This window comes from Streptomyces sp. LUP30, from assembly GCF_001746365.1.
GTDB lineage: Bacteria > Actinomycetota > Actinomycetes > Streptomycetales > Streptomycetaceae > Streptomyces.
In genome coordinates, this window is the sequence record NZ_MJAJ01000002.1 from 173,328 (window position 1) to 197,330 (window position 24,003).

General features: G+C 69.0%; 19 protein-coding genes and 2 pseudogenes. 9 read left to right on the forward strand and 12 right to left on the reverse strand.

The genetic code is table 11. The annotated features are described in order from the left end of the window. Positions 1-143 precede the first annotated feature (143 nt). The 3 genes from BG482_RS02730 to BG482_RS40440 all read left to right on the forward strand — a co-directional run bounded on the left by BG482_RS02730 (position 144) and on the right by BG482_RS40440 (position 4,653). Positions 144-2,399: a glycoside hydrolase family 2 TIM barrel-domain containing protein gene (locus BG482_RS02730; protein ID WP_218108761.1), complete on the forward strand. Its 2,256-nt coding sequence runs from the start codon at positions 144-146 to the stop codon at positions 2,397-2,399. 65 nt (positions 2,400-2,464) lie between these two features. Then, positions 2,465-3,841, forward strand: coding sequence for a right-handed parallel beta-helix repeat-containing protein (locus tag BG482_RS02735; RefSeq protein WP_079141535.1), 1,377 nt, complete (start codon positions 2,465-2,467; stop codon positions 3,839-3,841). 590 nt (positions 3,842-4,431) lie between these two features. Further along, complete coding sequence (locus BG482_RS40440) at positions 4,432-4,653, forward strand: transposase family protein (protein WP_256096214.1); 222 nt, start codon at positions 4,432-4,434, stop codon at positions 4,651-4,653. A 168-nt stretch (positions 4,654-4,821) separates the two neighbouring features. Here the strand turns inward: BG482_RS40440 and BG482_RS02740 are convergent, their stop codons facing one another. After that, on the reverse strand, positions 4,822-5,733 hold the full coding sequence (locus tag BG482_RS02740) for an SDR family oxidoreductase (protein ID WP_069767195.1): 912 nt from the start codon (positions 5,731-5,733) through the stop codon (positions 4,822-4,824). Positions 5,734-5,881: 148 nt separating this feature from the next. On the opposite strand from BG482_RS02740, the gene BG482_RS02745 reads away from it, so the two are divergent. Next, positions 5,882-6,811, forward strand: a complete 930-nt coding sequence (locus BG482_RS02745; protein WP_256096215.1) for a LysR family transcriptional regulator — start codon at positions 5,882-5,884, stop codon at positions 6,809-6,811. Between the two features lie 1,061 nt (positions 6,812-7,872). On the opposite strand, the gene BG482_RS40445 is transcribed toward BG482_RS02745, so the two are convergent. From BG482_RS40445 to BG482_RS02750, 3 genes and pseudogenes are all read right to left on the reverse strand, one after another. Continuing rightward, a complete protein-coding gene (locus BG482_RS40445; protein ID WP_079141536.1) occupies positions 7,873-8,421 on the reverse strand; it encodes a putative immunity protein in 549 nt (182 codons plus the stop codon). A gap of 283 nt (positions 8,422-8,704) precedes the next feature. Beyond that, positions 8,705-9,090 (reverse strand): annotated as a pseudogene (locus BG482_RS40455) (transposase); the annotation flags it as partial. A 397-nt stretch (positions 9,091-9,487) separates the two neighbouring features. Beyond that, positions 9,488-9,745, reverse strand: a complete 258-nt coding sequence (locus tag BG482_RS02750; RefSeq protein ID WP_069767197.1) for an amphi-Trp domain-containing protein — start codon at positions 9,743-9,745, stop codon at positions 9,488-9,490. Positions 9,746-10,117: 372 nt separating this feature from the next. Here BG482_RS02750 and BG482_RS02755 point away from each other — a divergent pair, with 372 nt between their 5' ends. Further along, on the forward strand, positions 10,118-11,485 hold the full coding sequence (locus BG482_RS02755) for a DUF2252 domain-containing protein (protein ID WP_069767198.1): 1,368 nt from the start codon (positions 10,118-10,120) through the stop codon (positions 11,483-11,485). Positions 11,486-11,704: 219 nt separating this feature from the next. Here BG482_RS02755 and BG482_RS02760 read toward each other — a convergent pair whose 3' ends face one another. Then, positions 11,705-12,073, reverse strand: a complete 369-nt coding sequence (locus BG482_RS02760) for a DoxX family protein (protein WP_069767199.1) — start codon at positions 12,071-12,073, stop codon at positions 11,705-11,707. Between the two features lie 154 nt (positions 12,074-12,227). Next, positions 12,228-12,680 (reverse strand): annotated as a pseudogene (locus tag BG482_RS40460) (nuclear transport factor 2 family protein); the annotation flags it as partial. Positions 12,681-12,744: 64 nt separating this feature from the next. Here BG482_RS40460 and BG482_RS02765 point away from each other — a divergent pair. The 3 genes from BG482_RS02765 to BG482_RS02775 all read left to right on the forward strand — a co-directional run bounded on the left by BG482_RS02765 (position 12,745) and on the right by BG482_RS02775 (position 15,295). Further along, the gene (locus BG482_RS02765; RefSeq protein WP_069767200.1) at positions 12,745-13,635 is read left to right on the forward strand and encodes a LysR family transcriptional regulator; all 891 of its coding nucleotides are present in this window, start codon (positions 12,745-12,747) and stop codon (positions 13,633-13,635) included. Positions 13,636-14,018: 383 nt separating this feature from the next. Then, positions 14,019-14,708, forward strand: coding sequence for a metalloregulator ArsR/SmtB family transcription factor (locus BG482_RS02770; RefSeq protein ID WP_069767201.1), 690 nt, complete (start codon positions 14,019-14,021; stop codon positions 14,706-14,708). Positions 14,709-14,740: 32 nt separating this feature from the next. Then, entirely contained in the window at positions 14,741-15,295 is a 555-nt protein-coding gene (locus BG482_RS02775; protein WP_069767202.1) for a DUF3291 domain-containing protein, read from the forward strand. Between the two features lie 172 nt (positions 15,296-15,467). On the opposite strand, the gene BG482_RS02780 is transcribed toward BG482_RS02775, so the two are convergent. The 6 genes from BG482_RS02780 to BG482_RS02805 form a co-directional block, all read right to left on the reverse strand. After that, positions 15,468-15,869 carry a hypothetical protein gene (locus BG482_RS02780; protein WP_069767203.1) on the reverse strand — a complete coding sequence of 134 codons (402 nt, stop codon included), beginning with the start codon at positions 15,867-15,869 and terminating at the stop codon, positions 15,468-15,470. Between the two features lie 418 nt (positions 15,870-16,287). Next, a complete protein-coding gene (locus BG482_RS02785; protein WP_069767204.1) occupies positions 16,288-17,919 on the reverse strand; it encodes a glycoside hydrolase family 13 protein in 1,632 nt (543 codons plus the stop codon). A 71-nt stretch (positions 17,920-17,990) separates the two neighbouring features. Further along, positions 17,991-18,911 (reverse strand): carbohydrate ABC transporter permease, encoded by a 921-nt coding sequence (locus BG482_RS02790; RefSeq protein ID WP_079141538.1) that lies wholly within the window; start codon positions 18,909-18,911, stop codon positions 17,991-17,993. Then, entirely contained in the window at positions 18,908-19,888 is a 981-nt protein-coding gene (locus BG482_RS02795) for a carbohydrate ABC transporter permease (RefSeq protein ID WP_069767205.1), read from the reverse strand. Before BG482_RS02795 ends, BG482_RS02790 begins: the two co-directional genes overlap by 4 nt. Before the next feature lie 82 nt (positions 19,889-19,970). Then, positions 19,971-21,263, reverse strand: a complete 1,293-nt coding sequence (locus BG482_RS02800) for an ABC transporter substrate-binding protein (protein WP_141746535.1) — start codon at positions 21,261-21,263, stop codon at positions 19,971-19,973. A 218-nt stretch (positions 21,264-21,481) separates the two neighbouring features. After that, on the reverse strand, positions 21,482-22,540 hold the full coding sequence (locus tag BG482_RS02805; protein WP_069767207.1) for a LacI family DNA-binding transcriptional regulator: 1,059 nt from the start codon (positions 22,538-22,540) through the stop codon (positions 21,482-21,484). 103 nt (positions 22,541-22,643) lie between these two features. Here BG482_RS02805 and BG482_RS02810 point away from each other — a divergent pair, with 103 nt between their 5' ends. Beyond that, positions 22,644-23,969 carry a glycoside hydrolase family 32 protein gene (locus BG482_RS02810; RefSeq protein ID WP_069767208.1) on the forward strand — a complete coding sequence of 442 codons (1,326 nt, stop codon included), beginning with the start codon at positions 22,644-22,646 and terminating at the stop codon, positions 23,967-23,969. Positions 23,970-24,003 lie beyond the last annotated feature (34 nt).

Below are 24,003 nucleotides of genomic sequence, written 5' to 3' on the forward strand. Positions count from 1 at the left end.
CCTGCCGTGCGGGCGGCGAACAGAGAGGACCGACCGTGTCGCCCTTGTCCCCTCCGAGAGGCTCTCGGTGCATCAGCCGCCGCAGCATGGTCGGCCTCCACACCACGGTCGGTGGCGCCACGGCCCGGAGAATCCGACTCTGCGTGCTCGCGCTCATGCTGGCGGTGCCGCTGGTGGTGCCCTTCACGACCGACAGCGCCTCGGCCGACGCCATTCCCGCAACAGCAACAGCAACAGCAACAGCAACAGCAACAGCAACAGCAACAGCAACCGGTAAACCCGTGAGCGGCGCCAACCGGTTCCGGACGGTCACGGACTTCGATCCGGGGTGGCTGTTCGACTACGGTGACGCGAGCGGCGCCGGCGCCGCATCCTACGACGACGGCGGCTGGCGCAAGGTCACCGTGCCGCACGACTGGAGCATCGAGGGCGAGAACCCGCCCGCCAGCCCCTTCTCGCAGTCGGCGGCGAGCACCGGCCGCGGAGGCTACCTGCCCTCGGGCATCGGCTGGTACCGCAAGCACTTCTCGCTCGTCGGGGTGCCCGCCGCACGCAAGGTGTACATCGACTTCGACGGCGTAATGGCCAATGCCGGCGTGTACGTGAACGGCACGCTCATCGGTACCCACCCGTACGGGGCCACCAGTTTCCGCTACGACATCACCTCGGCCGCGAAGTTCGGCGGCACCGACAACGTGATCGCCGTGAAGACCGACACCAGCCGGCAGCCGGCCTCGCGGTTCTACACCGGTGCGGGGATCTACCGCGACGTCCGCCTCATCGCTACGGACCCCGTGCACATCGACCAGTGGGCCACCCATGTCACCACTGCGAACGTCACCGGCTCCGCCGCCACGGTCCACGCGCAGACGACCGTGGTCAACAGCGGCAGCACGGCGGCGAGCGTGAGCGCCCAGGGCGTGCTCAGCGATCCGGGCGGGACGATCCTGCCCGGAACCGCCACCGGCCGGAAGACCGTTGCGGCCGGCGCCTCGGCCACCTTCACCTATGACATACCGGTCACCAACCCCGAGCTCTGGGACCTCAAGAGCCCCGACCTGTACTCGCTCGCGACCAAGGTCGACGTCGGCGGCATCACCGTCGACGACGACATCACATCGGTGGGCATCCGCAGCCTTGCCTTCAGCCCCTCCACGGGGATGAGCCTGAACGGCCACAGCGTCAAGTTCCAGGGTGTGGCGATCCACCAGGACTACCACGGGCTCGGAACGGCCGCACCGCAGCGCGCCGTGCAGCGCCGGCTCGCGCAGCTCAAGGCCCTTGGCGTGAACGCGATCCGGACGGCGCACGAACCCCCGAGCCCCGCCTTCCTCGATCTCACCGACCGGATGGGCTTCCTGGTGCTGGACGAGTTCTTCGACGTGTGGACTCAGCACAAGTACTCCGACGTCGGCGACTACGCCACCTACTTCAACCGGAGTTCCGTCTCGCCCACCGGCGCACCGGCCGTGCCGGGCGCTTCAGGACCGGCGCCCTGGTACCAGGTGGACACCACCAGTACCGTCCTGCGCGATCGCAACCATCCCAGCGTGGCGATGTGGAGCGCCGGCAACGAGATCCGCGACCCGCTGTCCACCCGTACGTCCCTGCTGAACAGGATCGTGTCGATCTCGCACGCACTGGATCCGACCCGCCCGGTCACCCAGGCGCTCTTCCGGCCGGGCGACAACGGCGACGTCACCGGCGCCACCCGGACCGCCCTGGACGTCTTCGGCGGCAACTACCGGCCCGACGACGTGATCAAGGCGATGGGCATGTCGCCGGTGCGGCCCGGGCTGTTCACCGAGATGGGCACGGCAACCTCGTCGTGGACGACGGTGAGGAACAACCCCGGCGTCACCGGCGAGTTCCTCTGGACCGGCGTCGACTACCTCGGTGAGGCCGACGGACTGTGGCCCACCGTCGGAAGCACCGCCGGCCTGATGGACGCGGTCGGGACGGTACGGCCCATCGGATACTCGTGGCAGACCACATGGGGCGCACCGCGGACGCCGTCGCCGGCCACCGGCACCGCAGCGAGCCAGGTGCTGCTCGCACCCGACCACCCCACGGTGTCCACGGACGGGGACGACATCTCGTACGTGAAGGCGACCGTCGCCGACTCGGCGGGCCGAGTCGTGACCGGCTCCTCGGCTGCGGTCGCTTTTACCATCAGCGGACCAGGCGTGATCGTGGCGGTCGACAGCGGCAGCCAGACACAGGAGAGCTTCCGCGGCACCGTGCGCAAGGCCTACCAGGGTGTCGCCTATGCACTCGTGCGGGCTACCGGAGCGGGCAGCATCACCGTGACCGCGAGCGTCAACGGCCTGGCTTCGGGCACGACCGGTCTGACCGGCACCACGGTCCCCTTCGTGCCGTGCGCGGGCAGCTGCGACTGACGGCGGACGCCTTGCCGCCTCGCTTGAATCAATGCCATCCATCCCAATGAAGTGGAGTCGGTCGCATGAGGCTTTCAAGGGTTGTGAAGCCCGTCGTCCTGGTCTCGACGGTCGTGGCGGGTCTCACCGCGCTCGTCGTGGGCCCGGCGGCGGTGGGCACCGCGGCCGCCGGAAGGGTCTACTACGTCTCCCCTACAGGGACGGACAGCGCCGCGGGAACGCAGGCGGCTCCGTGGGCGACGATCGCCCACGCGCAGTCCGTCGTGCAGGCCGGTGACACGGTGTATTTCCGGGGCGGCGCCTACACCTACACCCGTGCGGCAAGCAGTTGTCGGAGCCAGACGGACAGGGTCGACGCCATCACCCTGAACAAGGGGGGCAGTGCGGGGAACCCGATTCGCTACATGGCGTATCCGGGAGAAAGGCCGATCTTCGACTTCTCCCGCGTGAAGGACGACTGCCGGATCAAGGGGTTCGACGTCACCGGCAGCTGGATTCATCTCAAAGGGCTTGAAGTCACCGGCGCTCCCCAGAACAACAACCTCAACCACGAGTCCTGGGGGATCTGGGTGTCCGGGAGCAACAACACCTTCGAACAGCTCGATCTTCACCACAACATGGGACCCGGCTTGTTCCTCCAGGACGGCGGCGGCAACCTCGTCCTCAACTCGGACTCCCACGACAACTACGACCCGCACACCTCGAACGGGGCCGGCGAAAGCGCCGACGGCTTCGGGGCGCACATCTCGGCCAACCACCCCGGAAACGTGTTCCGCGGCTGTCGCGCGTGGTGGAACTCGGACGACGGGTTCGACCTCATCAACGCCTTCTCGCCGGTGACCATCGAGAATTCATGGGCCTGGCTGAACGGGTACCTGCCAGGCACGACCACCGCGTCCGGCAACGGGAACGGCTTCAAGGCGGGCGGCTACGGCGGAAAGTACGTCTCCAACGGTGTGAAGCACACCGTCCGTTCCTCGGTGGCGTTCAACAACAGGTCGTCGGGCTTCTACGCCAATCACCACACCGTGGCGGACGACTTCTTCAACAACACCAGCTACAGCAACCACCCCGACTTCAACATGCTCGGAATCTCCTCGAGCGGTGCCGCCATCGGCCTGGGCAAGCTGCGCAACAACATCGCCTACGGCGGCACGCTGCTGTCGAACATGACCGGGACGAACGCCGCGAACAACTCCTGGGACCTCGGAGTCACCCTCCCGAACGCAGGATTCCAGAGCGTCTCGACCTCCGGATGGGACGCGCCCCGGCGGTCGGACGGCGGCCTGCCGGTGCTGCCGCACCTGCACTTGGCCCCGAACAGCGCCTTGATCGACAAGGGAGTCGACGTCGGACTGCCGTACAGCGGGGCGACCCCGGATCTAGGCGCCTTCGAATCCCCCGGTCGGGGCGCAGGAAGCTCGTCCCGCCACTCGGGGTGAGCCTCGAACCGGCAGGCTGAGCCTCGCGCGCCGTCCCGGTTCGCCTTCCTCACCAGCGCCGACGCCGCCTCCTCGTGGGCTTCAGAGGACCCGGGACTGCACGTGGTCGCCGATGACAGCGTCGCTGCCCCGGCCCGGCACACCGGCAGCGACGCTAACGCAGTGTTCGACAGCGGTGATGTCAGTGGAGGCCACGTCAGCCATGAGGGTGGGCATACACCTAACCCACAGATGAGTAAGAAGCAGAGGCAACGTACCGGCGCGGCGCGGCGCGAGGACGAACGGAGGAACACCGCTCGTCGGCATGGAGGCGCAGCCGGCCCCGGACAGCGAGCCCGGCTCCCTTCTCTCGCGGCGGCTTCGGCTTGCTGCGCACCGACGCGTGCCCGCCCGGCCGGTCGCCAAATGCCCCGCTCGGCGAAGGGCTCGACGAGGGCGCGCCAGCGAACGCCCCCCGAACCAGGGCTTCGGCGTAGTCGGCTGGCGTCCGGTTCATGACGGTCTGTCAGGTTGATCGGCCGGAAAAGCGGGACAGGCACGGCATCCAAGATCATGGAGTTCTCGACGCCCCGTGACCTGCCTGGAAGACCGTGCCTGCCGACGCGTCATCGCTGATCCCGCCTGGCCTTGACCAACTCCGCGAGCATCCCGCGGTCACGCCGGAAGACGTGCCCGGGCTGCTGGAGCGCCTCGCCCAGGTGCCCGATCCGCGTGATCCCCGCGGAGTGCGCCACGCTGTGGTCGTCGTCCTCGCCTTGGCCGCCTGCGCCGTGCTGGCGGGGGCAACGTCAATACTGGCGGTCGACGAGTGAATCACCGACGCTCCGCCGTCGCATGGCGTATGCGGCTTGCTCATGTGAGCCCGAGGGCGTAGACGGTTTTGGTGGTGGTCTTGCCGGCCTTGCGGTTGGTGCGGCGGCGCTTGATCGGGACGGCCTGCCGGGCCCCGGGCCACCCAGTGTGCCCTCCAAGATGAATCGTCAATCGTTGAAGTAGTGGTCTTCCTTGATGTCCGCGATCAGCGTGGGACGCGTCGGCCGCCATCCCAGGCGTTCCAGCGTCACCGCGCTCGACGTCGGGCTGTCGATCGACACCAGGGGACCGAGAAAACCGAAGTGGTTGCCTGCGTCCTCGGCCGCGACGCTGACGACCGGCACCTTCAGCTGACGGCCGATGGCCTCAGCGATCTCCCGGAACGGCACCCCCTCATCGCCGACTGCGTGCAGACGCGAACCGGCAGGGGCGGCCTCCACAGCCAGCCGGTACAGGTGCGCCGCGTCCAGTCGGTGCACCGCAGGCCACCGGTTCGATCCGTCGCCGACATAGGCGGACACGCCCTTCGCGCGGGCGATGCCGATGAGAGTCGGGGTGAAACCCTTCAGGTCTCCCTCGCCGTGCACCAGCGGCGCGAGCCGTAGCGCAGCCGAGCGCACGCCGCGCTCTCCCATCGCGATCACGGCGTGCTCGGTCGGAACCCGCAGGGCCCACGCCCCCAGCCTTTCTACATCGGGAGTATCCGCTTCCGTGCCCAGTCGGCCGAACGTCAGGCCCAGGGTTCCCGAGGTCACCACGAATGGTTTGTCGGAGCCTTCAAGTGCTGCCCCGATCGCCTCGACGGCGCTCAGTTCGACCCGGGCGCGAGCGGCCGGATCCGTGGTCTCGGTAATGTGCTGGTTGGCCGCGTAAATGACCCCGTCCGCTGCAGTGGCGCCAGCACGCAAGCTGCCGAGGTCTTCCAGTTCGCCGCGGCGCACATCTGCGCCGACCGCTGACAACGTTGCGGCGGCCGAGTCTGAGCGGGCGAGGCCGATGACCTGATGGCCTGCTCCGAGGAGCTCGCGGACAACCGCGGATCCGATGTACCCGGTGGCACCGGTGACAAAAATGCGCACGATGACAATCCTCTTGTGGCGTCGAGTCAGCCCGGCCTATGGAGAGGGGTGGGCTTGTGCCTCAACGCTAAGAACCGCAGGCACTCCGCGTCCAAGTCCTGTTCCGCACCACGTGATGCGAAAGGGGTATCACGAGTATCCTGGCGGTGTGCCCGGCCATCCCTCCTCCTCGGCGGACCTCGACCTGCGCCTGGTGCGGTACTTCACGGTCGTCGCCGAGCACCGCAACTTCCACCGCGCGGCCGACGCCCTGCACCTCGCCCAGCCGTCGCTGAGCCGACAGATTCAGCGTCTCGAAGAACGAATGGGCGTCCGCCTGCTCGATCGCACGAAACAGGGCAGCCACCTCACCGAGGCGGGCCGGATCTTCCTGCCCCAGGCGCACGCACTCCTGCACTCCGCCCGGCAAGCCGTGGCGACGACCCGCGCCGCCGTTGGCCCCGCCGAATTCACCATCGGATACACGGGCGGCCTCATCGTGACCACCGCGGCGCGCGAACTGCGCAACCGGCGTCCCGACGCCGAGGTGCGCACCCTGCATCTGGACTTCAGCCAGGTAAAGGCGGCCCTCCTGGACTACCGGGTCGACGTGGTCCTCGCCCGAGAACCGTTCCCGACCGACCAACTGCGCGTGACGGACCTCTACGAGGAGCCCCGGGTGCTGCTGGTGCCCACCTTCCATCGCCTCGCCGGCCGCACGTCGGTCACCATTGACGACTTTGCGGACGAAGCCCTGGTCCGGTACACCGACGCGGCCTATGACGCATTCTGGCGTCTCGACCCACGCCCGAATGGACGTCCGGCACCCGAAGGCCCACTCGTCGCATCCGCGGCAGACAAACTCGAACTCATCGCCAGCGGCCAGGCCCTCGCCCTCGCGCCGGCCCGCGGCGAGCACACCTCCCTTCGACACGACCTCACGACCATTCCCGTTGAAGGAATCGAACCGTGCCGAGTCGTGCTTGCGACCAGGGCCGAAGACCGTGGACCGCTCGTCGAGGACTTCCTCGACATTGCTGTGAACCAGCTCATCAGGAGGGGCGCGACGCGCTCCCCAGACCTCGGGAAAATGCACTGACAGAGACCGACAACGGCTTGCAACCTCAATGGTTGGCGCAGTTAAGGATCAAGTCGACCGGCGCAGGTGCGAAGCCTGCCCCCAGCGCCGCGCACTCTTCATCGAACAATGCCTGGTGATCCGCAACAGGAGCCCACCCAGACCCACCCCGACCGCCGCGCGAGACCACCTTCGCCGAGGACGCCTCCCAACGCGGCCTGGCAACGCCCCCGCGCGATGGCGGCCTGGTGCAACGTCGCCATCGGAGCCCTGCGCCTGGCTGGGGCGACGCAACGCCCGCAACGCGGACCGCCCCCTCGCCCTCCTCGGACTTACCTGATCACGAAACGGACCTCACGCGACAACGCCGAAGCCCTGCCCCCCCCGAACCAGTCTGGATCGAACCCACAAGAGGTAGACATGTCCGCATCAGTGCTCGACATGTCGATGTCACTCGACGGAACACCTGGTTCGGAGAAGCCAGCCCGGATTGTCAGTCGGCAGGAACGTCCCGAAGAGGGAGTCGTACTCATCGCCCGACGCGGTCACCACCACCTGACGCCGGTTCGGTGCTGGTCACCGCATCCCGCAGTCGAGCGATGAGTTCAGGTACGGGCACCTGTCGCAACGACAATGCCGCAGCAACGCGAGCCCGGTGTTTGGCGATCTCGGGTTCGTCACGCATCAGGTCCCGCTCAAGGAGAGCAGCAGCGGCCTCCATGGCCTCCAAGCTGGGATGAGGTCACGGCGCGGACCCTGACAGGAGCCACTGACACGGCTCCGGGCCACCTCGTCGAGCCGGTTCAGAGAAGACTCCCAGAGCGCGAAAGCCGCAGAGGCCGCCTCCAAGGCCATCTGCGGCTACGACGCAGGCAGGAAGCTCAACGGCCACAAGCGCCACCTGGTCGTCGACACCCGTGGACTGCCAGCCACTGATCACCTGGGCCGCCATCACGTTCATGACCCGGCGTCCTGCCCGCAAGGGCGTCATCCCCGGCCGACCGGGGAAAGCAGCGTCGACTGCTGCCTGAATGAGGGCTGGGATACGCGGTCAGGGGGCCGCGCCAACTGGGCGCCGCAAGTCATTCAGCGAGGGTGCGCGAACGAAGGTCGGCATCCAGCATGCGAATCAGTTCACCCACCCGTCCACCGCCACCTGGCGCCGCTGGATACCGTTTGAGCACCTCCACGACGACCGGCGTCGCACGATGCACCGCTCGCTCAACGTGTTCGACACCAATGCCCGGATCGTGCCCAGCGACGAGTTCGGCTGCTCTTGCCGCGTGAGCGCCGGCTCCGAGAATGTGCTTGACCTGGGTTGCCTTGGCCAGCGGATGCAAGTAGGCGGCGCCTGCCGCAGACATCGCTGCCCGAGCTGCCTCACGCGCAGCCGCAGTGTCCGCGCTCCTGGCTGCCTTGAGGGCCGCCCACGCCGTGTCGCGCAAAGACTTCCCTCGCTCACCTCCCCGGGCGAACTCCCATGCGGCGCCGATGGCGTCTCGAGGCCGCGAGTCGCTCGGCTGATCGGCCTCGAATACCTCGAGCACCACCTCCGCGCACGCCGCAGCGAACGCGGTGACCTCACGAAGGTCTTGCTTGCTGAGAGCAATCTCAATCTCGTCCCCTGCCATAGGTCCATCCTCGACCACTGCGAAGGACAGCAAGGCGGCAGGGGAGTTCCGGGCTGCTGATCGTGGTCAGTCCTCTTCGATCAATCGGTGCGGACGTCTTTCGCTCCGGCTGGGAGACGGTCGTGCTCGCGGCTCGGGAGCGTGCCCGCTCGCGACAGGCACTCATGGTCGAGCGCTTCGGCTTGTCAGGAGCCGTGCAATACGACTGCTCGATGTGCCGCCGGTTGATCAGCAGGACGCCGGTCGGAGCGTACCTGCCGGGCAGCTGGCCACCACGCTCGCGCAGCCGGTCCGGACAGGCGGTCAGCCTGCGGGCGATGCTCGCGAAAGCGAGAAAGTGATCAGCCCTGCGTTCGTAACGACGGCGAGTCGGCGCAGCCGGCAAGCCAGTCCATCGCTCGTTCGATCGTCCAGCGGTGTCGAACGAGTCGCTGTGAGGTCTCGATGCCCTTATGTGCGATGCGGTGCTGAATGCCACGCTGTGCCTGCCACTGCCGCAGGTGACGGTAGTCGTAGCCCTTGTCCGCGTGGAGCTTGCCGGGCCTTCGTCGGCGTGGTCCTCGGCGGGACCGGATCGGAGGGATACCGCTTCACGAGCGGGATCAGGGCCTGACTGTCGTGGACATTGGCACCGGAGGTGCCGACGGACAGGGGCAGACCGGTCCGCTCGGTGCGGCCTACCAGGCCAGTCCCGAAGTCGGTCCTCAAGGACCAGGTTGTCGCCGCGGGCCCGGGGCTGAAGCAGGTCGATTCGGCGGCGAGGCCAGCCGGATTTCCCAGCGCGGGCGTGGAACGGTCCGAAGCCCGGGCCAAGGCCAATGCCGAGAAGCTCGGATCAGCGTCGGGGAGTTGCAGGCAGACTTTGCGGCGGGCCCGCACCAGTTGTGGAAGATGATCAGGCAGCAGGCAGGCCCACCCTATGGGCGATGACCGCAGCCGGTTCGCCCAGCAGCTCACAGGCCAGGTCCAGCAGCGGGGGGCGCCAGTTCGGGGTGATCGTCCCTGCTCTCCGCCATCACCAGCTCGGCTGTCGTCAGCCGTCTCTCACGGTCAGGGTGGGCTGCTGTCAGTCCTCCTCCGCGGTCCTGTCCGGTGCCTGCGGCATCCGCCAGGACAGTTCGACCTCCAGGTCGATCTCGCCGTCCTCCAGCTCGACCTCGATCTCGGTGTGGAGTTCGTCCGGGATCCGCACCGTGAGTCGGCCGGGGCCGAGTTCCAGTTCGGCTTGCCCACCACGCCTGACGGCGGCTGCCAAGGCCTCGAGTTGATCAGCCGCCTCGGCGCGCGACAGCGTCCGCTTCTGTTCGAATTCGAGATCGCTCACGGCAGCCTCCCGGGACCGTCGGTCGGAAACAGCGGGCGTCTCCCATTGTTCCCCCGCTCCCCCACGTCGGCCCGGCGAGGCCACCCCTGGCACCCGGTCCCGTCTTATGAGGTGCGACGGCTCGAAGTGGCGGCTCTCGCCGGGCATGGGACGCTGGAAGCGACACCCGCGAACAGGCACATGGCCGACGACAGACCCACTGACCGAGTTCCGGAACACGGGCGCCGGCCGACAGGAGCACCATCGCGCGGGCGGCCGGGCATCTTCGCACAGCGACGGGCTCCGGCACTGCGACTTCGTCCGGCGGGGGACGAGCGTGCCGACCACAGCGCCACGCCTCACCCGAGGCCCACCCCCTACAGGAGTCACCCCGTGGCCACGACCTCCCGCTCCCTCGACGAGCCCCCTGCGTTCGACGACTCCCCTGACACAGGACGGGCGGCGCGTGAACGCCTCCCCCTGTTCCTGCACGGTGAGTGGACTTCCTCGCCGCAGCGACGTGACCTGGTGAAGATCCTCCAGGAGGAGGCCGGGCCGCGGATCCCCGAGCTGATGCCGATCCGCTACAACAGGATGGCCGGGTCGCTGTCCGCCTTCTACCGCGGTACGCCCGCCGTCATGGCCGCCGACCTCGCCGGTGTCCCGGATTCCGGGTTGACCGTTCAGCTCTCGGGGGACGCGCATCTGTCCAACTTCGGGTTGTTCGCTTCCCCGGAGCGCCGGTTGCTCTTCGACCTGGACGACTTCGACGAGACGTTGCCGGGGCCCTTCGAGTGGGACGTCAAGCGCCTGGCCGCCAGCATCGTCGTGGCCGCCCTCGACAACGGCTCACCCGAGCAGGCCGCGGCAACCGCCGCGACCGAGGCGGTCCGGGGCTACCGTACGCATCTGGCCGAACTCGCCGCTGCCACCGAACTCGCCGTCTGGTACGAGCACATCGCGGCCGACGGCCTGCTCCAGGAGGTCGGCGACTTGCTGGAGCGGGCTCGGCTGCACAGCAGCCTGGACCATGCGCGGGAGACGGACAGCAGCAAGGCCATCGCCAAGCTCACCGCGCCCGGTTCTGACGGCCGGCCCCGTTTCGTCCACGATCCTCCCCTGGTGGAACCAGTGGCGGAGAAGGACCGTGCCGTGGTGAAGCACGTCTTCGAGGACTATCGCGCCACTCTGCCGCCTGCGCAGGCGAGGTTGCTGGACCGCTTCCGGTTCGTGGACGCGGCGCGCAAGGTGGTCGGTATCGGCAGCGTCGGTACCCGCTGCTACCTCCTGCTGCTGGAGGGACGGGTGGCGGGTGACCTCCTGCTGCTGCAGGCCAAGGAGGCGGAACCCTCCGTCCTCGCTCCGCACGTGCAGGTGCCCGTCTCCCACGAGGGGCGGCGCGTGGTGGAAGGCCAGCGGCTGCTCCAGGCCTTCGGTGACATCTTCCTCGGCTGGTCGACCGGACCCACCGGACGTCACTTCTACTGGCGCCAACTGCTCGACATGAAGGGCTCCGCGTCCCTCCAGGGCATGTCGGACAGCCTGATGCGCCAGTACGCCGCTCTGTGCGGCCGGGCGCTGGCACGCGGCCACGCACGCTCCGGGCACCGCGCCGCCGTCGCGGCCTACCTCGGCGACGACGACTCCTTCGACCGGGCCATCACCGCGTTCGCCCTCGCCTACGCCCGGCAGACCGTCGCCGACCACGCCGTCTTCACCCGGGCCATCAGCGACGGCCGGCTGCCCTCGGTCCGTTCCTGAGGCCCGTCTCCCTGCCCGTCACCGGCCCTGGGCCACCGCGGAGCGGAATCGGCGCGCCGGAGCCGGCTTCGAGAACGGTCACCTCGTCGAACGCCCCGGGGAACCCGCGCAGCGTGACCCGCCTCGGCCGACTCGCAACTCACTGGCGCTACTCTCGTCGGCGCGTGCGATGCATGGTCACTGAGGCGGGAAGAGCGCCAGCGATCGCTCGGACCCTGCTCAGGCGGCAAGATGTCCCCCCGCTATGAAGGCGGCGAGCACGAGATAGATCGAGTTCAGCATGACGAGCTTGGACTGGCCGAGGCGGCCATGGGTGACCATCGCGCCGACCATCAGAAGGATCCAGCACAGAGCGGTCACCGGCACCATGACCGGTGCGATGCCCAGCGTGGTGGGCAGGATCAGGCCCGCCGAGGCGAACAATTCCAGGATCCCGAGAGCCTTGACGAATCCGTCGCTGGCATGTGCGGTCCACTCGCCGCCATGCTGCGCGGCCAGCTTCTCCTTGGGAATGAACGTCTTGGTGATGCCGCCGAGCAGGGCGACGGCGGCCAGCAGCCCGGCAGTGATCCACAGTGCGAGGTCCATGAGGTACTCCTGATCTGGGTGGAATGAAGGAGGTCGGATCGTTCGGTTCCGGGCCGGTCGTGCGTCGCGCCCGGCCTCGGGGAGCTGCGGTCAGCGCCGAGCCCGCCGACGGAGTGGAGGCCGGGTACCTGACCTCGTAGAGGCGTTCGTTGAACCACCAGCCGTCCGGGGTGCGCTGGTCGTGGTCGTGGTCGTGGTCGTGGTACATGGCGCGGCGCAGGTGGGAAGCGCCGTCGCGCCTCCGCCCGGATTCCTGGATGCAGGCGCGGCCGGTCGCGGTGTCACCGTCCAGCCGAATGACGCCTGGGTGAACGTCCCGCACGAAGGACTGCCAACACCCTTGCCCCCCCCACGCGGCCCCGGCACGGATCTGCTCCCGGCTGACGACCTCCTGGTCGACGTGCGTCCACCGCATCACGCCCCGAGGTGTGAACAGCGAGGCATCACGGTCGAAGTCACGCATCATCACGGCGTCGGTGAGCTCGGCGCGCAGCGCCTCGATCTCGACTCGATCGGCGATCGCCTGCATGGCGCTCATCGTTTTCCCTGCCTTATCGATGCGTTCGTCAGGCACGTGCCGCCTGTCAGGTGGTGGTGTACTCAGCATCGATGCAGGTCAGCGGCGGATCAATGTAGAGTTCACGCAGAGACCCATAACATGGGGGTTATCCATGGAGCTGCGCGACATCGAGATCTTCCTGACGCTGGCCGAGGAACTGCACTTCGGCCGCACCGCCGAACGGCTCCACGTGTCCCAGGCCCGCGTCAGCCAGGCCATCGGCAGACAAGAACGGCGTCTCGGCGTGGCCCTGTTCGATCGCACCAGCCGGCGCGTGAGCCTGACTCCTGTCGGCCGACGCCTCCGTGAAGACCTCCAGCAGGCCCTCGACCTCCTCCAAGCGGGCCTGGCCCGCGCCGAAGCGGCCTCCCTGGGCGCCGGCCATACCCTGAAAGTGGGCGTCTTCGGCCACGCTGGACACGAACTACGGCCACTCGTCGACGCGTTCCTCGCTCGTCACCCCGGCTGCGACGTCCAGTTCGGCGAGATCAACGGCAGCGACCCATTCACCGCCCTGCGCACCGGGGACCATGACGTTCATGTGCTGTGGCTGCCCGTTGCCGAACCGGACCTCACCGTCGGTCCCACCGTGCTCACCGGAGGCCGCGTGCTGGCCCTGTCGACCGGCCATCCGCTGGCCGATCGCGACAGCGTGTCCCTGGAGGATCTCGCCGACAATTACGTCGTCGACCTCGGCCCCGAGGCCCCCGAGTACTGGGTATCGGCCATGGTTCCCACGCGCACACCGCTCGGCCGTCGCATCCCCCGCGGGCCCGCCGCACGGACCTTCCACGAGATTCTCTCCCTGGTGACCGCCGGACGCTGCGTCCATCCGCTCGGCGAAATCGTCGCCCGCTACAACAACCCCCCTGGCATCGCGTTTCTGCCCATCCACGACGCCCCCACCATCCAATTCGCCCTGACATGGCGCTCCAACCACGACAGCCCTGTCATCCGTGCGCTGGCCCAGACCGCCGCCGACCTCGGCCCCATCTCCTTGTGACCGAGGGGACTCCTCCAACCCCACCGCGCCGGTGGCGGCTGGGGTTGCCCCCAGATCTGTTCGCGGACGTGTCGGAGAAGCTGGTGGATGCCTGGCGTACGCGGGCGTCTCGAAGGAGTACCCGGCGAACCTGGAAGGATGGAAGCCGCCACGACGGCCGACGCTGGCCACGCATCGGGATTGTGGACTTGGACGTCGGGCGAGTGTGGTGCTCGGGGCGGAGACCGCCGGGAGCCGGGCGGATGCTCCATGTCCGGCAACGCGCACAGCTGCCGCGCGGGCTCGGAAGGTGTTCTTCAGGGCGCGCAGGGCCGGATCCCAGCCGCTCCATCTCCGCTCATCTCCGCTCTATCTCCGGCCTGTGTTGTTCATAGAATGGCCGAGTGGAGGACATCGAAGCGATCGCGGCGTTGCAAGATCCGGTGCGGCGCCGCCTGTACGAGTTCGTGGTGGGACAGGGTCGCGAGGTCGGCCGCAATGAAGCCGCGGAGGCGGTCGGCGTCGCGCGCACGCTCGCCGCGCACCATCTGGACAGGCTGGCCGAGGTGGGGCTGCTGGAGAGCGGCAGCCGACGCCTGACGGGCCGCTCGGGACCGGGGGCGGGCCGTCCCGCCAAGGTGTACACGCGGGCGCAGGCCGAGCGAACGGTGTCACTGCCCGCCCGGGACTACCGCACCGCCGCCGAGCTGCTCGCGGAGGCCGCCGAGCACGCCGGGCTGGATGCCGGGCTCACGGCGGCCGCGCGCCGCCGTGGCGAGTCCCTGCGCGGCTCGACGGCGCCCTGCGGCGGTCTCGAAGACGCCATGGAGATGCTGGCCGCCCGTGGCTACGAACCGCGCCTGGAAGAGGACGAAGGCGCCGGGGGGTCATCCGGGGCGGCCGTGCGCGTCGTCCGGATGCGCAACTGTCCCTTCCATGCCGTCGCCGAACGCTTTCCACCGCTGGTCTGCGGCATGAATCTCGCGCTGCTGGAGGGGCTGATCGGCACGGACGGTCCCGTCCGAGCCCGCATGGACGCCCAGCCGGGGAAGTGCTGCGTGGTGGTTGAGAATTCTAAAAACAACAGTGATTGACATAGAAATGCGGGCCGTGCTGGGATGACGTCATGACCGCATCCACGCATGCCGCCCACCTCGCCCAACTCAACGTCGCCACGCTCCGCCACCCGCTGGACGACCCGCGCACGGCCTCGTTCGTCGAGATGCTCGACCCGGTCAACGCCGCCGCCGACGACGCGCCCGGCTTCGTGTGGCGGCTCGTGGAGGAGGGGGCGCCCGACGCCACCGGCCTGCGCCCGGCGGGCGCGAACGTCATCGTCAACCTGACGGTGTGGCAGACCCAGGAAGCCCTGTGGGACTTCACCTACCGCAGCGGACACCTTGGGGCGATGCAGCGGCGCCGGGAATGGTTCGAGCGGCACGCCGAGGCGCATCTGGTGCTCTGGTGGGTCACCGCCGGTCACCTCCCGACCGTCAACGAGGCTCTGGAGCGGCTGGCGGACCTGCGGGCGCACGGGCCGTCTCCCCGCGCGTTCACTTTCGCCACCTCGTACACCGCGGCCGAGGCCGCCCAGCATCTTCAGACCGTGCCGTCGGCACAGCCTGAGCAGGCCGCACGCAGCGCGCGGCCGACACCGACCGGGGACGCGGCGGCGGTGTAGGGCGGCGGACAGTGCCTGAGGGCCGGGCAAGGACCGAGCCGGTGGATCCGGGCTCAGTCGGGGCGTCCGACGACTGCGGGGCCACCCCGTGTGCAGGGGGTGGCCCCGAAGGTGAGCGTCAGATCGATTCACGGGCGCCTGGGGCGTCGTCGGATACCGCGCCGCCCCTGTCTCAGCTGGATCCGCAGCCGCGCGGCAGGCAGGCGCGGAAGGCCAGGTTCTTGAGACCCGAATACGGGGTGTGGTCGTGCGTGCCGACAGCCACCTCGTAGCCCGCGTCCCCGGTGGCCCGCCAGGTGTTCGGGCTCACCCGCGCCTGGAGATACATGATGCCGTTCGTACGTGACTGGTCGTTCCACTCGGCGTCGATGACGCCGTTGTACGCGCCGTGACCATCCGAGGTCCAGTTCCAGCACACGTAGGCGGAGGCCCGGTACCCCGAGACCGCCGGAGTGTAGAACGTCATGCACTTGCGGCCGTCGGCCGCCGCTGCGGGCCCGGCCGTCGTCGCGCCGATCCCGATGGTGAGCAGAGCAGCCGCGACTACGCCGCCGACGGTTTTTCCCAGAGCCATGGTCGATCCTCCCGCAGGTTCTCGCATCGCCTTCCGGCGAGCCCGGTCGATCCGAGCGTCGCAGAGGCCCCAATTCCCGTCGTACGGCGCTCGGTTGGCCTTCCCGGTAAACTTGCGCGGTAGCACCTGCCACCCCGCTCCACCCAGGGCGGTACCTCGGTTCCACGGTCTTCCCGCCGCCGACACGGGCGGCTCCCTCGGAGCGGCCACCGGCTGACCCGCCGTCTCTGGCGGCCGCCGCGCGCAGTACGCCGCTGAACTGAGCCGCCGCTCAAAGGGCGAATCCCGCCAACAGCAGGAACCGAGTGCCTGCGACGTCGAAGGCAAAGGGTGTGGAGCCGGCACGGAGAACCAACTCGGTCGATGGACCAGGGCCCGTCCGGTCGGCGGGGAGGACACCGGACGGGCCCTGGTGGATTCAGGCGGTGCGCAGCCAGACCGTGGTGTCCTGGGGCAGTAGTCCGTCGTGGTCCAGGGGCCCGGAAGCGAGGAGCACGTCGTGGGCTTCGGGGAGAGCCATGGGCCGGTGGGAGAGGTTGACGGCGCACAGCAGTCCGTGGCCGCGTTCGAAGAGGAGTGTGCCGTCGGGGCTGTCGAGCCAGCGGAAGTCCTCGCCGCCCAGGGCCGGGGTGCTGCGGCGCAGGCGCAGGGCGTCGCGGTAGAGGCGGAGCATGGAGGCGGGGTCGGCCTGGTTGGCTTCGGCGGTGTACGACTTCCAGTTCTCGGGCTGAGGGAGCCAGGGGGTGGTGCCGGGTGGGCCGAAGCCGAAGGGTGGGGCGTCGCCGCTCCAGGGCAGGGGAACGCGGCAGCCGTCGCGGCCGCGGGCCGTGTGGCCGGAGCGTTCCCAGGTGGGGTCCTGGAGGACGTCGTCGGGGAGGTCCTCGACTTCGGGGAGACCGAGTTCCTCGCCCTGGTAGATGTACGCGCCGCCGGGCAGGGCCAGCATGAGCAGGGCTGCGGCGCGGGCGCGGCGGGTGCCCAGGTCCAGGTCGCAGGGCTGGGTGTGGTCGCGCAGCGGGGCGGTCACTCCGGTGTGGGCGCGGCCGTAGCGGGTGACGTGGCGGGTCTCGTCGTGGTTGGACAGGACCCAGGTGGCCGGGGCGCCGACGCCCGCGAGGTCGGTGATGCTGCGGTTGATGACCGTGCGCAACTCGTCGGCCTGCAGGGGGCATTTGAGGAAGTCGAAGTTGAAGGCCGTGTGGAGTTCGTCCGGGCGGAGGTAGCGTGCCAGGCGTCCGGGGCGGACATGGGCCTCGGCGACGAAGACGCGGGGGTCGGGGTAGCTGTCGGCGATGGCGCGCCAGTCGCGGAAGATGTCGTGGACGCCGTCGCGGTCCCAGTGCGGGTGGTTCGGCCGGTCTTCGTGGGCGATGACGGAGAACTCCGGCAGGCCGAGGTCGGGCAGTGCAGGGTCCTTGGCCATGCCGTGGGCGACGTCGATGCGGAAGCCGTCGACGCCGAGGTCGAACCAGAAGCGCAGGATCGACTCGAACTCGGCGCGGACCTCGGGGTTGTCCCAGTTCAGGTCGGGCTGTTCGGGGGCGAACAGGTGCAGGTACCACTGGCCGTCGGCGGTGCGGGTCCAGGTGGGTCCGCCGAAGGCCGCGTGCCAGTCGTTGGGGGGCTCGGATCCGTCTTCGCCCCTGCCGTCACGGAAGACGTACCTGTCCCGCTCGGGGGAGCCGGGGCCGGCGGCGAGCGCCTCCTTGAACCAGGTGTGCTGGTCGGAGGTGTGGTTGGGGACGATGTCCAGGATGACGCGCAGACCGAGTCCGTGGGCCTCGGCGATGGCCTGCCGGGCCTGGTCGAGGGTGCCGTAGGCGGGGTGGATGTCACGGTAGTCGGCGACGTCGTAGCCGCCGTCGGCCAGCGGGGAGGGGTACCAGGGGTTGATCCAGATCGCGTCGATGCCGAGGTCGGCCAGGTAGGGCAGGCGGGAGCGGAGGCCGGCGAGGTCCCCGGTGCCGTCGCCGTTCCCGTCGGCGAAGCTGCGTATGTAGACCTGGTAGATCACGGCGGAACGCCACCAGGTGTCGGGTGTTGTGCTCACGGTGTGCCGGGTCCTGACTGTTCGTTGTGCAGGTGGGGGCGGTGTCGCCGGTGAGGGCCGCGCGGACCGGGTCAGCCCTTGACGGCGCCGCTGGTCAGGCCGCGGACGAAGTACCTCTGCAGGAGCAGGAAGACGGCGAGCGGTACGAGGACGGAGAACAGGCCGGCGGCCGTGACGAGTTCCCAGCCGGTGCCCTGCTGGTTCAGCAGGTTGCTGACGGCGATGGTGACCGGCTGCTTGTCGCCGGGGCCCACGAAGACCAGGGCGACCAGGAGGTCGTTCCACACCCAGAGGAACTGGAAGATCGCGAAGGAGGCCAGCGCGGGGGCCGACATCGGCAGGATCAGCCGGTAGAAGGTCTGGAAGTGGCTCGCGCCGTCGATCTTCGCGGACTCGATGACGTCCCTGGGGAGGGTCGCCATGTAGTTGCGCAGCAGGTATACCGCGAGCGACATGCCGAACCCGATGTGGGCGAGCCAGGCGGCAGGGAAGGTGCCGTTGAGTTGCACGGAGGCGTACAGCTTGATGATCGGGACGAATGCGACGTAGTTCGGTACGACGAGCAGGCTCACGATGACGATGAAGAGGGTGTCGCGTCCCTTGAACGTCATGAAGGTGAAGGCATAGGCGGCGAAGGCGGCGATGAGCAGCGGCAGGAACACCGCCGGGAGGGTGATGGCCATGCTGTTGAGGAAGGCCGTGCCCAGGTCGGCCTGTTCGATGGCCTTGGAGTAGTTGCCGGTGGTCAGGTGGGTGAAGCCGCCGGGGTGGGCCAGCAGGGTCCACCAACCGCTGGAGCCCGCGTCGTCGACGCTGCGGAAGGACGTGACGACCACCCCGAGGGTGGGCACCGTCCACAGGGCGCACACCAGGAGCACGCTCAGCTTGGTGGGCAGCCTGCGCCCTGCGCCCCTGCCGCGGGGTGTCCGGGCGCGGCGCGGCCGCGCCGGGGCGGAGACCTTCTGCGTCGTCTGCGTGGTCTGGGTGCTCATGCCGACTCCTCCGCCCTGAACTGGCGAATCTGGTAGATCATGATCGGCACGATGGCGATGAGCAGCATGACGACGATCGCCGACGCGTAGCCGTAGTTGTAGTTCGTGTAGAGCTGGTTGAAGAACTCCAGGCCCACGACGTTGGTGTTGAACGATCCGTTGGTCATCACGTACACCACGTCGAAGACCTTCATCACGGTGATGAGGACCGTGACGAAGACGGTGATGATCGTTCCGCGGATCTGCGGGATGATGATCCGCCAGAAGATCCGGCCCTCGCCCGCGCCGTCCAGCCGGGCCGCCTCCAAGGTCTCCATAGGGACGCCCTTGATGGCGGCGGACAGCAAGACCATGGAGAAGCCCGCCTGTCCCCACAGCAGCATGATCATGAGCAGCATGCTGTTGGCGTGCGCGGTGCTCTGCTGGAGCCACGGCACGGGGTCATGGCCGAAGGCGGTGACGACCCCGTTCAGCAGGCCGGTCTGCTCGGTGCCGGCGGGCTGGGCGGCGTACATGAAGCGCCACACCGTCGCGGAGCCGACGGCGCTGATGGCCATGGGCAGGAAGACGATGGTCTTGGCGGCGTTCTCCGCGGAGGAGGACAGTCGGTCGGCGAGCAGGGCGACGAGCAGGCCCACCGCGATGCAGGCGGCTGGGACCAGGGCTATCCACAGCAGCGAGTTGAGGAGGGTCTGCCGGAAGGCCGGCGTGCCGAGGAGGCTGCTGAAGTTGTCCAGTCCGACGAAGCGGGTGCCGTCGCTGCTCTTGAGACTGTCGACGACGGTGACGACCGTGGGGTAGACCAGGTAGACGCCGATCGCCGCGATGGCCGGCGCGATGTAGAGATAGGGCTTGATCCGGTCTTCCCAGCGGCCCGGGAGGACTTCGGCGAGTTTGTTGAGCACCCAATAGACGGCCAGGGCGGCGGCGATGCCCGCCAGCACCGTGAGTACCGTCGAGAGTACTTGGCTGACCACGGCGGTTCCTTCCTCGAACACGGGGGTATCGGGCGGGGCGGCGGGGCGCCGGGAGTGCGTCCCGCCGCCCCGCCGTGCGTGGTCAGCCGGCGGGCCAGCTGGCGTCGATGTTCTTCAGGGCCGTGTCCAGCGACTCCCCGCCCGTGATCCAGGCCGTCATGTCCTTCCAGAAGGTGCCGGTGCCGACTGCGGTGGGCATCGCGTCGGAGCCGTCGAAGACGAAGCCGGTGGAGTCGTAGGCGACCTTGGCGACCGACTGGGTCGTCTTGAGCGGGTAGGCCGAGAGCGGGAAGTCCTTGTGCGGGGAGATGAAGGACGAACCGTTGCCCGCTGCCGTGGTGCCGAGGTCGGTGGCCGCGAGCAGTTTCATGACCTTGCGGGCGGCGGGGCTGTCCTTGTAGATGGAGGCGGTGTCGCCGCCGCCCTCGACCGGGTTCCCACCGTTCGCGGTGGCCGGCGGCAGACCGAAGACGCCGACCTCGGAGTCCAGGTTCTTCTGGACCGTCTTGGGGAAGAAGCCGGTGATGAAACTGCCCTGCTGGTACATGTAGCAGCCGGGCTTGCTCTTGAACATCGCGTTGCCGGCGGTGCCGAAGGCGTTGCTGGCGATGGATTTACGGCCGCCGAGCACGTTGCCGTCGGTGAAGGCGATCTTCTCGAACTGGGCGGCGGCCTTGCGGACCAGCGGCGAGTCGAACGTGACCTTGTGCGAGATCCACTCGTTGTACTTGTCGACGCCGCCGTACTTCAGGACCAGGTTCTCGATCCAGTCCGTGGCGGGCCAGCCGGTCGCCGTGCCGGACTCGATGCCCAGACACCAGGGCGTGTTCCCGTCGGCCTTGATCTTCGCCGTGAGGGTGTTGAGTTCGTCGAGGGACTTCGGCGCGGTGTACCCGGCCGACTCGAACGCCTTCTTCGGGTAGAAGACCAGGCCCTTGACGTTCATGCTGACCATCAGGCCGTAGGTCTTGCCGCCGGCCTTGGCCACGTCCAGCGTGCCCGCCGTCATGCTCTTGCTCAGCGCGGGAAGGTCGAGGACGTCGTCCAGCGGGGTGATCTTGCCCTTGGACGCGAGGTCCTTGACGATGCCCGGCTGCGGCAGCAGCGCGATGTCCGGCGCGTCGCCCGCCTGCACCTTCTGCACGAGCAGCTGATTGATGTTGTCCACCCGGCGCCACTCGACGGTGAGGCCCTGGGCCTTGGCCTCGGGGGCGAGCTTGGCCTTGAGACCGTCGATGATCGGCTGGTCCATGCCCGTCCAGATCGTGATGGTCTTCTTGTCGCTCGCGCTGCCGGAGCCGGACGCGCAACCGGTGGCGAGCAGGGCGAGCGCGCTGAGCGCACTGACACCCACAACCAGCTTCCGTGTGGACATGTGTTCCTCCTTGGCCGGTGCGCCGGCGGTCGGGGAGCCGCCGTCATGCACCTGAGGTGACCTGGTCTGCCGGGGCGGGTCTTGCACCAGGCCACCGCGGCGGGTTACTAATTCGGGTTAGTGGCCGAAAGCTAGCCGCCAGCCGTTTCGTGCGTCAAGGACTTGTTACGAGGGAGTTATCCGTGGATGACCATCCGTATCCGCGGGGCCGGCCCGGCTCAGGCCCCGGCGGGCCCGCCGGCCGGCGGAGCTGTGGAGGCGCGCAGCACGAGCGGGCAGTGCACCACGGTACGGCCGCCCTGCAGGGCAGGACCGCCCGCGGCCAGCTGCTCGGCGGCCAGTCGGCCCATCGCGTCGTACGGCAGCCGTACGGTGCTCAGCGCAGGGTGGATCTCGGCGGCGAGCTCGAACTGGTCGTCGTAGCCCATGACCGAGATGTCCTCGGGCACCCGGACCCCTGCCTCCAGGAGCGCGAGGAGCGCGCCGAACGCCATCCGGTCGTTGCCGCACATGATCGCGGTCGGCCGGGGACTGCGCTGCAGCAGTTTGCGGGACAGTTCGTACCCGGAGTCGGCGTGGTAGTTCCCGGACAGGACGGTGGACCGGCGGGGGTCGAGGCCCGCACCGCGCAGCGCCTCGCGGAATCCGCGCAGCCGGGCCTTGGTGGCCCAGACGCTGGCCGTACCGGTGAGGTAGGCGATGTCCCGGTGTCCGAGATCGAGCAGCGCCTGGGTGGCCTCCCGTCCGCCGCGCACCTCGTCGGGCAGGATCGTCGGGAAGGGGTCACCCGGGACGAAACAGTTCAGAAGAACCGTCGGCACCCGCGCGGCGTCGTCCGGGAGCGTCACCGATCTGGTGCCGGCCACGGCGAAGATCAGGGCGTCGGCCTGCCGGTCGAGGAGCTCGCCGACCAGCTGCGCGGCCTGGCGGTTCGAGCCGCCGGTGTTGACCAGGACCAGCAGGTTGCCGTGACGTACCGACGCTTCGTGCGCCCCCTTGATCGCGGCGGCCGCGAACACGCCGAAGTCGATGTCATGGCTGACGAAGCCGATGGTCGCGCTGCGCCCCTGGCGCAGCCCCTGCGCGGCCCGGTTGGGGCGGTAGTCGAGTTCGGCGGCCGCCTGCAGAACCCGTTGCCGGGTCTCGTCGCTGATCGTCTGGCCGGCTGTCCGGTTGAGGACGAAGGAGACGGTCGCCGGCGAGACGCCGGCCAGCCGCGCGACGTCGGCTCGGCGGGTCCTTCTGTCCCTGGGTGGGTGATCTTCATGGGTTGACACGCGGCAAGAGTACGAGATGCCCCGCCCGTGAGGATCGGTCACCGCACCGGCCGGTCTGATCTGCTCAACAGCGCATTCCATCATGATGAGAGGTATCTGCGATATGCCCACATGGCTGCACTACGCACCCGCGAAGGGCTGGATGAACGACCCCAACGGGCTGATCCACTGGCGGGGCCGACACCACCTGTTCTACCAGTACAATCCGGACGGAACGGAATTCTCCAACCAACACTGGGGCCATGCCAGCTCCCCGGATCTGCTCACGTGGACCGAGCATGAGACGGCGCTCTTCCCGGGCCCACCCGAAACCGCGCCGTACGACGCCACGGCCTGCTTCTCCGGCTGCGCCGTCGCCCACGACGGCGGCGTCTCGATCCTCTACACCGGTGTCCTCGGCGACGCCCAGCTTCCCTGCCTGGCACATGCCACCGACGACGGGCTGTCGGGCTTCGTCAAGGATCCGGCCAACCCCCTCGTCCCCGCACCGCCCGCCGCCGACATCACCGAGTTCCGCGATCACAGCGTGTGGCGCGAGGCCGGGGAGAACGGCGGGGCCGGCCGGTGGCGGCAGCTGGTCGCCGGCGCGCGCCGCGCGCACGGGGGCTCGGTGTTCGCCCTGTCATCGGCGGACCTGCGGGCGTGGGACTACGACGGCGTCTTCGTCGACCGGGCCGCCGCGAAGGTACCGGGAGCGGTGTGGGAGTGCCCGGACCACTTCACCGTGGAGGGCACGGGGGCGCTGCTCGTCTCGGTCATCCACGAGGACGGTGAGGAGGGGCCCGCGGTCTGGTGGATGACCGGCCCCGCGTCGGACAACGGTTTCGAGGTGCGCGAGAGGGGCGTCGCGGACGTCGGCGACCGCCTCTACGCCCCTCAATCCTACTGGGCCGCCGACGGCCGCCGGATCCAGTTCGGCTGGATCCGCACGCACGAGGACCCGGCCGGCCTCGTCGGTCCGGCGGTGGGTTTCATGTCCCTGCCGCGCGAGCTCTCGGTACGGCAGGGCCGCCTGCACTGCGAGCCGGCGGCCGAGCTGACGCAACTCCGACGGGCAGCGACACCCCTGCCGGAGACCGGCGCGGTCCGCCTTGATGAGGGAAGGGTCGCGGGTGAGCTGGTACTCGACTCCAAGGCAGCGGACGGCGTACGGAGCGTCGTCCTGCGTTCCGGGGACGGAGCCGAGATGACCGTGAGCCTGGCGGGGTTCGCCGCAGCCGACGGAGAACTGCGTTTGTTCTGGGACGCCGGCATCGTCGAGGTCTACCGCGGAGGCATCGCGGGGACCTGGTCGGATCTGCGGGTCGCCGAGGTCGCCGAGCTGCGGCTGGACGGCGGCCCGGGTGCGGCGGGCGGCCGGGCCCAGCTCTGGGAACTCGCCCGGCCGGACCGCCATACCGGTCCGGCCGCCGGGCACGCCGTCGGATGACGACACCTCCAGCAGCACATGGCAACGAACGGGG